Here is a 12505-nt window from a genome sequence, read left to right as displayed (position 1 = left end):
ATACCAAATTAGTTAAAATAATAGGAGTGCATAGTGGCCCGTATTGCAGGCATTAACATTCCTGATCACAAACACGCTGTAATCGCTTTAACTGCAATTTACGGTATCGGTAAAACTCGTTCTAAAAGCATTTGTGCTGCAGCGGGTATTGCTGAAGATGTTAAGATCAGCGAATTGTCTGAAGAGCAGATTGACAAACTGCGTGACGAAGTTGGTAAATTTACCGTTGAAGGTGACTTACGTCGTGAAGTAACACTAAACATCAAACGTCTTTTAGACTTAGGTTGTTACCGTGGTTTACGTCATCGTCGTAGTTTACCGGTACGTGGTCAACGTACTAAAACTAATGCGCGTACCCGTAAGGGTCCACGTAAGCCGATCAAAAAATAGTCGGGGTAAATAAAGAATGGCTAAAACACCAGTTCGTGCACGTAAACGTGTAAAAAAACAAGTTGTAGATGGCGTAGCACATATTCACGCATCTTTCAATAATACAATCGTTACCATTACTGACCGTCAAGGTAATGCTTTAGCTTGGGCTACAGCAGGTGGTTCAGGTTTCCGTGGTTCTCGTAAATCTACCCCGTTCGCTGCACAAGTTGCTGCAGAACGTTGTGCTGAAATCGTTAAAGAATTCGGCTTAAAGAACTTGGAAGTTATGGTTAAAGGTCCGGGTCCGGGTCGTGAATCAACAATCCGTGCGTTAAATGCAGCGGGTTTCCGTATCACGAACATCACTGATGTGACTCCGATTCCTCATAACGGTTGTCGTCCACCGAAAAAACGTCGTGTTTAATGGCGTAATAGGATAGTTGGAGAAAGAAAATGGCAAGATATTTGGGCCCTAAACTCAAGCTCAGCCGTCGTGAAGGCACTGATTTATTCCTTAAATCAGGTGTGCGTGCGATTGATTCAAAATGTAAAATTGATACAGCACCAGGTCAACACGGTGCTCGTAAACCGCGTTTGTCTGACTATGGTAGTCAATTACGTGAAAAACAAAAAGTTCGTCGTATCTATGGTATTTTAGAACGTCAATTCCGTAACTACTATAAAGAAGCAAACCGTTTAAAAGGTAATACTGGTGAAAACTTACTAGTATTATTAGAAGGTAGATTGGATAACGTTGTTTATCGCATGGGATTTGCTGCAACTCGCGCAGAAGCTCGTCAATTAGTGAGCCACAAAGCGATTGTCGTAAATGGTCGTGTTGTAAATATCCCATCTTTCCAAGTTTCTGTAAATGATGTTGTTGCTGTTCGTGAGAAATCTAAAAAACAAGCACGTATTAAAGCATCATTAGAATTAGCAGAACAAAGAGAAAAACCAACTTGGTTAGAAGTTGATTCTGCAAAAATGGAAGGTGTGTTCAAACGTGTTCCTGAACGTTCTGATTTATCAGCAGACATTAACGAACATCTGATCGTTGAGCTTTACTCTAAATAATAGTTAAGCTTAAAAGCAAAGAGAGGATAAAATGCAGGGTTCTGTTACAGAATTTTTAAAGCCATGCTTAGTAGATATCGAGCAAATTAGCTCTACTCATGCTAAGGTGATCTTAGAACCGTTAGAGCGTGGCTTTGGTCATACTCTAGGGAATGCATTACGTCGTATCCTTCTGTCTTCAATGCCAGGTTGTGCTGTAACTGAAGTAGAAATTGATGGCGTACTGCACGAATATAGTAGTAAAGAAGGTGTTCAGGAAGATATTCTTGAAGTTCTTTTAAACCTTAAAGGTCTAGCGGTTAAAGTACAGAATAAAGATGATGTTATTCTGACATTAAATAAATCTGGAATTGGCCCTGTTGTTGCAGCAGATATCACCCACGATGGTGATGTTGAGATTGTTAATTCATCACATGTAATCTGTCACTTAACAGACGAAAATGCATCTATTAATATGCGTATTCGTGTTCAACGTGGTAGAGGTTATGTACCTGCATCTGCTCGTACTCATTCACAAAATGAAGATCGTCCAATTGGTCGTTTATTAGTAGACGCTTGTTATAGCCCGGTTGACCGTATTGCTTACAATGTTGAAGCAGCACGTGTTGAACAACGTACTGACTTAGATAAACTAGTTATCGAGTTAGAAACTAACGGGACTATTGATCCGGAAGAAGCAATTCGTCGTGCAGCAACAATTTTAGCAGAGCAACTCGATGCATTCGTTGATTTGCGTGATGTTCGTCAACCTGAAGTCAAGGAAGAAAAACCGGAATTTGATCCGATTTTATTACGTCCTGTTGATGACTTAGAGTTGACAGTTCGTTCTGCTAACTGTTTGAAAGCAGAAACAATTCACTATATCGGTGACTTAGTACAACGTACAGAAGTTGAGTTATTAAAAACGCCTAATCTTGGTAAGAAATCTCTTACTGAAATTAAAGACGTTCTCGCTTCACGTGGCTTGTCACTTGGTATGCGCCTTGAGAATTGGCCACCAGCAAGTATTGCTGAAGACTAGTTTGGTCATAGGTTAAGATTTTTCTGAGAAGGATAAGATCATGCGCCATCGTAAGAGTGGTCGTCAACTAAACCGTAATAGCAGCCATCGCCAAGCGATGTTCCGTAACTTAGCAAGTGCTTTAGTTAGTCATGAAATCATCAAGACAACTTTACCAAAAGCTAAAGAATTACGTCGTGTAGTTGAACCGTTAATTACATTAGCAAAAGAAGATAGCGTTGCAAACCGTCGTTTAGCATTCGCTCGTACTCGTAACATTGAAACTGTTGCGAAATTATTCAATGAATTAGGTCCACGTTTTGCTCAACGTGCAGGTGGTTACACCCGTATCTTAAAATGTGGTTTCCGTGCAGGTGACAACGCTCCAATGGCATACATTGAGTTAGTTGATCGTCCAGAAGTTGCAGAAGCAGCAGCGGAATAATAATTTGTTATAAAATAAAAAGGCTCACTGATGTGAGCCTTTTTTATGTCTTGTTTTCCTAAAATTCAGCTTCAGCTCTGAATGTCATTTTTTCACCAGTGATAGGGTGCGTAATCGTAAGTTCTTCTGCATGTAAGCATAAGCGAGGTGACATCGATTTAGCTTGTGGGTGAGAATAAAACTTGTCACCTAAAATGGGATGTCCAAGTGCAAGTGTATGCAAACGTAGTTGGTGTGAGCGTCCTGTAATTGGAGTCAGTTTAACTCGAGTACAGTTAGTCGGTAATCGTTCTAAAACTTCATAAAAAGTGACCGCTCTTTTGCCAAATACAAAATCAATGCGTTGACGCGGGCGATTTTCCCAATCGCAAATCATTGGAAGATTAATTTCCCCACTATCTTGTTCTAAGTGTCCCCAGACTAACGCTTGATAATATTTCTTTGGTTCACGTTCACGGAATTGACGTTTCAACTCTTTATCTGCCGCTTTACTTAATGCAAACAGAATAATCCCGCTTGTGGCCATATCTAGACGATGTGCAGGTTCACAAAATCCAAACTTCTCTTTCACTCGACTCATTGCACTATCGTAGTATTCTGGTTGATTGCCAGGAACAGAAAGTAAACCGCTTGGTTTATTTACCACGCAGATATGATTATCTTGGTAGATGATATCTAAATAAGGTTCTAAAGGGGGATGGTATTCAATAAGTGCCATATTATTCCTTGTTTGTCACTATTACCCGAAGGCTATCTAATCGCCAGCTTGCTTTACTTAACTCTTCCAAAGAAACTAAACGTTGTTTTTCTAATACATCAATTTCCGCCTGGCGAATATTTTTATTTACTGCTTTCAAGGCTATAAGTCGATTGATTTCAGTACTCAATGTTTGATCTGCTAATCTACTGGCTTCTCGAATTTGAGATTGTGCAATTTCAGTTATTTTGTGATCGCCTAGTTTAATTAATTGCTCAATATTTAGACGAGCCATTTTAACCATTTTATTCGCAATATCTTTACCTAGCGGCTTAAGTTTATTTTGCAATGTATCAAAATTAACTTGTCCGGCGAGATCGTTTCCTTTGCTATCCAGCAATAAGCGAACAGGTGTAGGCGGAAGAAAACGATTCAGTTGCAAACCTTTTGGTGATTGGCTTTCAATCATATAAATTAATTCAACCAACAGCGTGCCTGCGGGCAGCTGTTTATTAACTAATAATGCCATTGCTGCTTTGCCGATGTCACCAGAAGCGATTAAATCAATGCCTTGGCGTATCATTGGGTGATCCCAGGTAAGAAATTCTAATTCTTCACGCGCAAGAGCAAGTTGTCGGTCAAAGGTTACTGTAACACCTTCTTCTTTTAGTCCTGGAAAATCGGGAACAAGCATGGTGCCCGTTGGTGTGATAACAATGCTGTTTTCACCTAAATCATCTTGTTCTACGCCAATAATATCAAATAAATTCAGTGCAAAATCGACTAATTGTGGTGAATTATCAGTTTGAGCGATTTCTGCCGCAAGTCGTTGTGCCTTTTCGCCACCATTAGAATTTAATTCTAACAAACGATCACGGCCTTTCTCTAAGGCTAAACGCAATGCTTTTGCTTGTTTTTGCGTTTGGAGAATGAGTTGCTCAAAATCTGCTTTATTTTCTGACCGCACTTTTAATAAAGTTTCATATTGTTCAAACAATGCCATACCAATAGGGCAAGTTTGTTCAAAGGCATTTAAGCCCTCATGATACCAACGGGCTAAATCTTGTTGTGCAGAACCTGCTAGGCAAGGGACATAAATTTGCACGTCTCGTGTTTGCCCAATACGATCTAAACGACCGATACATTGCTCAAGTAAGTCAGGATTCTCCGGTAAATCGAAGAGTACGAGATGACAAGCAAATTGGAAATTTCTGCCTTCAGAACCAATGCTAGAACTCAGTAAAACTTGAGCACCATTTTCGCTATCGGAAAAATAAGCGGCAGCACGATCTCGTTCAATGATTGACATTCTTTCATGGAAAATAGCACTACGAATGGCTTCTTTTTCTCGTAAAATTTGCTCAAGTTGAATTGCCGTTTGTGCAGTTTTGCAAATGACTAAGATTTTTTCATTTCGGTGTGATTTTAGGAAATCAATTAACCAATGAATTTTTTCATCAGTCTCAGTCGCATCAATCGTTACTTGGTGATAAAACCGATGTGGAAAACCTTTTACACCTTGGCGTGTATTGCGAAATAAAATACGGCTTGTGCCATGTCGATCGATGAGATTTTGAATGAGCTCTTGTCTCGCAGCTTGCTTCTCCTCATCATTATGACAGGCTAAAGCTTTGAATAATGGTTCGACATCCCGCTCATTGAGTAAATCAGAAATATGATTTTTTTCGACCGCAATTAGTGGCTTCTCTGAGAGTAAAGATTGCACCGCATCGGCCACAGGTTGATAATTTTCCTGTTCCTTCAAGAACGCTTGGTAATCATAAAAACGCTCAGGATCAAGCAAGCGTAAGCGTGCAAAATGGCTTTCCAAACCCAGTTGTTCAGGCGTTGCAGTGAGTAATAAAACAGACGGAATAGCGTTGGCTAATTGTTCCACCAATAAATAAGCGGTACTCGGCGCATTTTCAGACCAAGCTAAATGATGTGCTTCATCGACAATTAAACAGTCAAATTCAGCTTCAATGGCTTGTTGTACGCGATGAGGGTGAGATTTCAACCAATCTAGTGCACAAATAATTAAGCTTTCAGTACTAAATGGATTGATCGCTTGTTCGGCAAAATCTTCACAACGTTCTTCATCAAATAATGAAAAATGTAAATTAAAACGACGAAGCATTTCGACAAGCCATTGATGCTGCAAGGTTTCCGGTACAATAATTAACACACGTTGTACTTTTTCAGCAAAAAGCTGGTTTTGCAAAATCATGCCTGCTTCAATGGTTTTACCTAACCCCACTTCATCCGCTAAGAGCACGCGAGGATTGATACGATTACCTACCTCTTGCGCAATATGAAGTTGATGAGGAATTAAACCCGCACGATTGCCTCGTAAGCCACGCAAAGGCGATTGAAATTGAGCTTGTTGATGCAGAAGGGTTTGATAACGCAACGCAAAATGTTCACTACGATCAATCTGTGATGAAAAGAGGCGATCTTTCGCTTGGCTAAAAGAAATTATCGGAGAAAGTTCTTTTTCATTGACGATAACGTCTTCGCCTTGTGCATTTTTGACTAAATAAAATAAGAGACCATTCATTTCTTGAATATCAAGGACTTCACCTTGCCAACCTGCTTGGTGATGAAGTTGTTCTCCTTTATTCAACACAATTCGGGTTAATGGCGCTTGTGCCACCGCATAAATTCGGGTTTCATCTGTGGCAGGAAAGTGAAGGGTAACCGAGCGGAAATCTAAGGCGGTAATCATCCCTAATCCGAGGCTATTTTCTGTTTCACTAATCCAACGTTGACCGATTGCAAATGACATCATCTTCCTCTTAATGAATCTCTTAAAATGGGGCGATATTGTAGTCTGATTATAAGGGAATGCAAGGTACAGGCGAGTAAAAGCATGAAAAATAAAGTGTGATTTTTCTCACAATAATTAAATTAAATGTCACCTAAGCTTTACTTTAAAAAAGTGCGGTGTAAAAATGACGTACTTTTTCATAAAACAGGAGTGTTCCATGAATTGGACAGAACGACTTAAAGAAGAATTTTTATCAGGTTGGAAGCCTTTTGAAGTGGCATGGGTAGTTATTTTCCTTGCAGCACAAATTATTGCTTATGTTCTTATGCCGGATAGCGCATTAGGCATGATTTCGGGGATTGCAGGTATTCTCTGTGTAGTATTTGTGAGTAAAGGAAAAATTAGTAACTATTTCTTTGGGCTTATTTTTGCTTACACGTATTTTTATGTCTCCTGGGGAAGCAATTTTCTTGGTGAAATGAATACGGCGCTCTATGTCTATATTCCATCACAATTTATCGGGTATTTCATGTGGAAACAAAACATGCAAAACGATAATGGTGGTGAAAGTGTGATAGCCAAAGCCTTAACACCGAAAGGTTGGGCAATTTTGCTTGTGAGTGTTGGAATTGGTACTCTTTGTTTTGTACAGGCTTTAAAAGCAGCGGGTGGGAGTTCTACAACGCTAGATGGTTTAACCACAATTATCACTGTAGCGGCGCAATTATTGATGATTTTGCGTTATCGTGAGCAATGGTTATTATGGATTGTCTTAAATGTGCTTTCCATTTTGCTTTGGCAAGGGCAGCCAGCGATGTATTTAATGTATAGTGCTTACTTACTTAACTCATTGTATGGTTATTACAACTGGACGAAATTAGTAAAATTAGATTGAGGTAGGACAACATTATTCATAAAAAAGGCAAGCTAAAAAGCTTGCCTTTTGGGATGATTTAATAAAATAAAAACTTCTTTATATTAACCAAATAAAAACATGATACTTCTAATAAGCCCTAGTGGGAAAAAGATGTAATCGGCTAATGCTAGAATCCAATTCCCATTCTGAAAGTCATGATATGCAGCATAGAGTGGTGCAATTGCCCATAAAATACCAATTATTGATTTCATATACCCTCCTTGATTTAAAATAATAAATTTGCACGCGTGATGCAAGAAAATTGAAAAATAATATTATTGTAATTAACCAATAATTTGTTTTTCAACCTAGTTCCCTGTTGATTGTAACAGTTTTAAATAGTTTTTAAAGAGTTAAGCTCTTGTTTGAGCTTTAGTGCTCGGTTTTATAAAGTAGTATTCAATTCATTTTATATTAAAAATTTAAGTAAAAATCTTTAGTTAAAGTGACAAATGCAACTGTATATCGATTATTCTCATCATAAATAATTAACCTCTCTTTCATTTGTGGTAAGGCTTCTTTGCTAAAGGTTAGCAACATCCGTTGTGGAGTTTTCCCTATTTTTGTAATGACATCAGTCTGCTTAATGCAATAAAGTGCGGTTGAATTTATCAATGTTTTCCCCGCCTCATAAGGCAAGACAAAACTGATCTTCCCTTTTTCGGATAAACAACTCGACGCCCAATTTAACCAATCTAAATGACTTTGTTGAACATAACGGGCAAGAGCACGCTCATCATTTTTACATTCAACGCCTTGTGCAAAATAAGGCGGATTCGCCACAATTAAATCAAATTGATGCGCTGTTTGTTGGCAATAAGTTTGCACGTCTTGGCGTGTTAAATGAAGACGATTGTGCCATGGCGAAGCCTTGAAGTTTTCTTGTGCTTGTTGTGCTGCAAGGGGATCAAGTTCAACGGCTTCAATTTGGCAATGCTCATGACTTCGTTGGGCGAGCATTAGTGCAACCAAGCCTGTGCCAGTTCCCATATCAAGAATCCGCTGACAATCAGACACATCCGCCCAAGCACCCAGTAAAATGCCATCTGTGCCGACTTTCATTGCACAATGTTGTTGATTAATATGGAATTGTTTAAAGGTAAAGCTGCTCATAAAATCTTGCGGAAAATGACCGCACTTTCAGGTATAATCAGCCCCAATTTTAACAAATTAATGCAAAATAATGAATTTATCCCCATTTGAAGAATTCGATCTTTCCCCCGAATTATTAAAAGCCTTAGAAAAGAAAGGCTACACCCGCCCGACCGCAATCCAATTAGAAGCGATTCCGGCAGCCATGGAAGAACGTGATGTGCTCGGTTCTGCACCAACAGGTACAGGCAAAACTGCTGCATTTTTATTGCCCGCGATTCAGCATTTATTGGATTATCCACGTCGTAAACCAGGGGCACCTCGTATTTTAATTTTAACGCCAACCCGTGAGTTAGCGATGCAGGTTGCAGAGCAAGCGGAAGAGTTGACACAATTCACACATTTGAAGATTGCAACCATTACTGGCGGTGTGGCGTATCAAAATCATGGGGAAGTGTTTAATTCAAATCAAGATATCGTGGTGGCAACACCGGGGCGTTTGTTGCAATACATCAAAGAAGAAAACTTTGATTGTCGTGCGGTAGAAATATTGATTTTTGATGAAGCAGATCGCATGTTGCAAATGGGCTTTGGCCAAGATGCGGAGAAAATTGCCGCTGAAACGCGTTGGCGTAAACAAACCCTTCTTTTCTCTGCCACATTAGAAGGGGAGTTATTAGTCGATTTTGCAGATCGTTTATTAAATGATCCGGTAAAAATCGATGCAGAACCAAGTCGTCGTGAGCGCAAGAAAATCAACCAATGGTATTATCATGCCGACAGCAATGAACATAAAATCAAGTTGCTTGCGCGTTTTATCGAAACCGAGAACGTGAGTCGCGGCATTGTGTTTGTGCGTCGTAGAGAAGATGTGCGTGAGCTTTCTGAGACTTTGCGTAAACGCGGTATTCGTTCTACTTATTTAGAAGGCGATATGGCGCAAACACAACGTAATAATGCCATTGATAAATTAAAATCAGGTGTTGTTACTGTGTTAGTGGCTACTGATGTCGCTGCTCGTGGGATTGATATTGATGATGTGACACATGTCATGAACTTCGATTTACCTTACAGTGCAGATACCTATTTACATCGTATTGGTCGTACGGCTCGTGCAGGGAAAAAGGGCACAGCTGTTTCTTTTGTTGAAGCCCATGATTATAAATTGCTCGGTAAAATAAAACGTTATACGGAAGAGCTTTTGAAAGCACGGATTTTAGAAGGCTTAGAACCTCGCACTAAACCACCAAAAGATGGTGAAGTAAAATCCATGTCTAAAAAGCAAAAGGCGCGTATTAAAGAAAAACGTGAAGAAAAGAAAAAATCAGAGGTGAAGAAGAAAGCCAAATTACGTCATAAAGATACGAAAAATATTGGTAAACGCCGTAAACCAAGCACAGAAAAAACAGATGAGAAATAATAAAAAAATAACCGCCACTTATTAAGTGCGGTTATTTTTTTGACTATTTATTGACTTGGCTACCGATTACGCCACCTAATGCGGCACCACCTAATGTGGTCGCGGTATTACCACCAAGCATATAGCCTGCTGCACCACCAATAGCTGCGCCAGCTGTTGTATTTTTTTGTGTACGGTTCATATTTCCACATGCAGCAAGGGAAATAATAGTCATCGCGATAACAAGTGATTTTCCAATTAATTTCATAGGATCTCTCCGTGTTTAACATATAAAACTATCCATATTGATAGTACTCCATAAGACAAACGGAGATGAATGAAAGTTCAAAAATATGCGTTTTTCGATGTTTTTTTGAACAATTGAATATATTGAATGTTAATCTTTAGCTTGATCTAATACTTTCGCAACCACTTTCAAATATTCAATCGCCAATCCATGGTGTCCTGTACTCGCATTAAATACTAAATCTTCACTTAATACACCACAAGGCATATCCTCTGGGATTTTACCGTCCTCATAAGCTTGATAATCGTCTCGCCAGTCACCATCAAAATAATAGTGTTCTAAGGTTTTCATTTTTGGTAAGAAAGCTTGCCATTTTTCAAGAAATTGTTCCGCGTCAGCTAAGAAACTCTCCGCTTCATTGAGAAGGTTTTCCATTTCTGAAATTTTATCTAAGCGTGATTGAGGTAACATAGGTTTCTCCAAAATAAGGTAAAAATAAACCGCACTTTATTCGAACAAAGTGCGGTGAGTTTATCATGAGTTTTTAGACTTACACATCATAAGTGGTAGATGCTGTGTTGCCACCGCGACCTGTCCAGTTGGTGTGGAAGAATTCACCACGTGGTTTATCAGTACGTTCATAAGTGTGAGCACCGAAGTAGTCACGTTGTGCTTGCAATAAGTTTGCTGGTAAGCGTGCTGATGTGTAGCCATCTAAGAACGTAATCGCAGATGCCATACATGGCATTGGAATGCCCACTTCGATAGATTTTGCCACCACTTTACGCCAGTCGCTTAATGCGTTTTCTAAAATGCCTTTGAAGTAGCTATCTGAACCCAAGAAGATTAAATCTGGATTTGCTTCATATGCATCCCGAATGTTGCCTAAGAAACGGCTACGGATAATACAACCTTCACGCCATAATAATGCCGTTGCGCCGTAGTTGATGTTCCAGTCAAATTGTTCAGAGGCTTCACGAATCAGCATAAAGCCTTGTGCATAAGAAATAATTTTAGACGCCAATAAGGCTTTACGCACCGCCTCAATCCAAACTTTTTTATCGCCTTCAACAGGTTGAATTGTTTTGCCGAATAATTGATTAGCGGCAACACGTTGATCTTTAAATGAAGATACGCAACGAGCAAAGACAGATTCAGTGATTAAGGTTAATGGAATACCAAAATCTAATGCATTGATACCTGTCCATTTACCAGTCCCTTTTTGGCCAGCTGTATCTAAGATTTTTTCAACTAATGGTTCACCATCAGCATCTTTATAACCAAGAATATCGGTAGTGATATCAATTAAATAGCTATCAAGTTCAGTTTTTTTCCATTCTGCGAAGATAGCTTGCATTTCTTCATAGCTTAAGCCTAAACCTTCTTTTAAGAATTGGTAAGCTTCACAGATTAATTGCATATCGCCATATTCGATACCATTGTGAACCATTTTTACAAAGTGGCCAGCACCTTCTCCACCAACCCAGTCACAGCAAGGTTCACCTTGTTCTGTTTTAGCAGAGATTGCTTGGAAGATTGGCTTAACATATGGCCATGCTTCGTGGTTACCACCAGGCATAATAGATGGCCCATGACGAGCGCCTTCTTCACCACCAGAAACACCCGAGCCGATAAAGCGAATGCCTTTTTCAGCCAATGCTTTTACACGACGGTTAGTATCAGGATAGTTTGAGTTACCACCATCAATAATGATGTCACCTTCTTCTAAATGTGGCAGTAATGCCTCAATGAATTGGTCCACTACATCACCCGCACGCACCATTAACATCACTTTACGTGGTTTTTCTAATTTAGAAGCTAAATCTTCTAAAGAGTATGCGCCGATAATATTCGTGCCTTTTGCTGCACCTTGTAGAAATTCATCCACTTTTGAAGTGGTGCGGTTATATGCTACGACTTTAAAGCCATGATCGTTCATATTTAAAATGAGGTTTTGCCCCATTACGGCTAAGCCGATAACACCGATGTCGCCTTTTACTGACATTGTTTTCTCCTGTTGTAGTGTGGGGATGCCCACCGTGATTTTGGAAATGGTTAATAGTGGGACAAATCCCACTCTAAAATATAAATTATTTATTTTTTATAATATAATCAAAAACATCTCTATTAAAAAATCCTGAGTTATAGCTATTTGTTCTTTCCCGTAAAGGAGTAATAATTCCTTCATTTATATATTCAGGTAAGTTTTCAATAAAAATAACATCTGAAGGATCTTTATGATATCCAAGATAAATTAGAATTTGAGCTTGTATATCATTTATCTGAACTAACTTTACTCTATCAAATTTATATCTTTGATAATCAACAGCAATCAGATAGCCGATAGCATCTAAATATTCTTCGAATTTTTCTCTGCTAAAAAAAGAATTGTGACAAAAGTCGTGTAAAAAACTATTAGGATTTTCTTCATAATTATCATCAATAATTTTTTTCGCATTTTCAATCTGTGTTGTAGACATCAAGGTTTCCCTTATA

General features: G+C 39.0%; 15 protein-coding genes. 7 read left to right on the top strand and 8 right to left on the bottom strand.

All coding sequences use genetic code 11. The features are described from left to right. Positions 1 to 33 precede the first annotated feature (33 nt). The 5 genes from rpsM to rplQ are packed head-to-tail and all read left to right on the top strand — an operon-like array spanning position 34 to position 2891. Entirely contained in the window at positions 34 to 390 is a 357-nt protein-coding gene (gene rpsM / locus INP95_RS01830; RefSeq protein ID WP_005548758.1) for a 30S ribosomal protein S13, read from the top strand. Between the two features lie 16 nt (positions 391 to 406). Next, the gene (rpsK, locus tag INP95_RS01825) at positions 407 to 796 is read left to right on the top strand and encodes a 30S ribosomal protein S11 (RefSeq protein ID WP_005543603.1); all 390 of its coding nucleotides are present in this window, start codon (positions 407 to 409) and stop codon (positions 794 to 796) included. 29 nt (positions 797 to 825) lie between these two features. Continuing rightward, positions 826 to 1446: a 30S ribosomal protein S4 gene (gene rpsD, locus INP95_RS01820; protein ID WP_005625866.1), complete on the top strand. Its 621-nt coding sequence runs from the start codon at positions 826 to 828 to the stop codon at positions 1444 to 1446. 31 nt (positions 1447 to 1477) lie between these two features. Next, positions 1478 to 2467, top strand: a complete 990-nt coding sequence (locus INP95_RS01815; protein WP_197560791.1) for a DNA-directed RNA polymerase subunit alpha — start codon at positions 1478 to 1480, stop codon at positions 2465 to 2467. 40 nt (positions 2468 to 2507) lie between these two features. Continuing rightward, a complete protein-coding gene (rplQ, locus tag INP95_RS01810) occupies positions 2508 to 2891 on the top strand; it encodes a 50S ribosomal protein L17 (RefSeq protein ID WP_005695104.1) in 384 nt (127 codons plus the stop codon). Between the two features lie 58 nt (positions 2892 to 2949). Here rplQ and rluA read toward each other — a convergent pair whose 3' ends face one another. Both rluA and rapA read right to left on the bottom strand, forming a co-directional pair. Then, entirely contained in the window at positions 2950 to 3609 is a 660-nt protein-coding gene (gene rluA / locus INP95_RS01805) for a bifunctional tRNA pseudouridine(32) synthase/23S rRNA pseudouridine(746) synthase RluA (RefSeq protein WP_049373088.1), read from the bottom strand. A 1-nt stretch (position 3610) separates the two neighbouring features. Beyond that, on the bottom strand, positions 3611 to 6373 hold the full coding sequence (gene rapA / locus INP95_RS01800) for an RNA polymerase-associated protein RapA (protein WP_197561024.1): 2763 nt from the start codon (positions 6371 to 6373) through the stop codon (positions 3611 to 3613). Between the two features lie 199 nt (positions 6374 to 6572). Here rapA and pnuC point away from each other — a divergent pair, with 199 nt between their 5' ends. Next, positions 6573 to 7250 (top strand): nicotinamide riboside transporter PnuC, encoded by a 678-nt coding sequence (pnuC, locus tag INP95_RS01795; RefSeq protein WP_197560790.1) that lies wholly within the window; start codon positions 6573 to 6575, stop codon positions 7248 to 7250. Between the two features lie 83 nt (positions 7251 to 7333). Here pnuC and INP95_RS01790 read toward each other — a convergent pair whose 3' ends face one another. Next, positions 7334 to 7483: a hypothetical protein gene (locus tag INP95_RS01790; RefSeq protein WP_197560789.1), complete on the bottom strand. Its 150-nt coding sequence runs from the start codon at positions 7481 to 7483 to the stop codon at positions 7334 to 7336. 202 nt (positions 7484 to 7685) lie between these two features. Further along, positions 7686 to 8384, bottom strand: coding sequence for a tRNA1(Val) (adenine(37)-N6)-methyltransferase (locus tag INP95_RS01785; RefSeq protein ID WP_197560788.1), 699 nt, complete (start codon positions 8382 to 8384; stop codon positions 7686 to 7688). Between the two features lie 70 nt (positions 8385 to 8454). On the opposite strand from INP95_RS01785, the gene srmB reads away from it, so the two are divergent. After that, positions 8455 to 9783, top strand: a complete 1329-nt coding sequence (gene srmB, locus INP95_RS01780) for an ATP-dependent RNA helicase SrmB (RefSeq protein WP_049373080.1) — start codon at positions 8455 to 8457, stop codon at positions 9781 to 9783. 43 nt (positions 9784 to 9826) lie between these two features. On the opposite strand, the gene INP95_RS01775 is transcribed toward srmB, so the two are convergent. From INP95_RS01775 to INP95_RS01760, 4 genes are all read right to left on the bottom strand, one after another. Then, entirely contained in the window at positions 9827 to 10030 is a 204-nt protein-coding gene (locus INP95_RS01775) for a YMGG-like glycine zipper-containing protein (protein WP_049373078.1), read from the bottom strand. A 129-nt stretch (positions 10031 to 10159) separates the two neighbouring features. Beyond that, positions 10160 to 10480 carry a DUF4298 domain-containing protein gene (locus INP95_RS01770; protein WP_070712503.1) on the bottom strand — a complete coding sequence of 107 codons (321 nt, stop codon included), beginning with the start codon at positions 10478 to 10480 and terminating at the stop codon, positions 10160 to 10162. Positions 10481 to 10559: 79 nt separating this feature from the next. Next, positions 10560 to 12014, bottom strand: a complete 1455-nt coding sequence (gene gnd, locus INP95_RS01765; protein WP_197560787.1) for a decarboxylating NADP(+)-dependent phosphogluconate dehydrogenase — start codon at positions 12012 to 12014, stop codon at positions 10560 to 10562. Positions 12015 to 12099: 85 nt separating this feature from the next. After that, positions 12100 to 12489: a hypothetical protein gene (locus INP95_RS01760; protein WP_197560786.1), complete on the bottom strand. Its 390-nt coding sequence runs from the start codon at positions 12487 to 12489 to the stop codon at positions 12100 to 12102. Between the last annotated feature and the right edge of the window lie 16 nt (positions 12490 to 12505).

Origin of the sequence: Haemophilus parainfluenzae, assembly GCF_014931375.1 — a bacterium.
Classification (GTDB): Bacteria; Pseudomonadota; Gammaproteobacteria; order Enterobacterales; family Pasteurellaceae; genus Haemophilus_D.
This window is presented reverse-complemented; position numbering and strand designations above follow the sequence as displayed.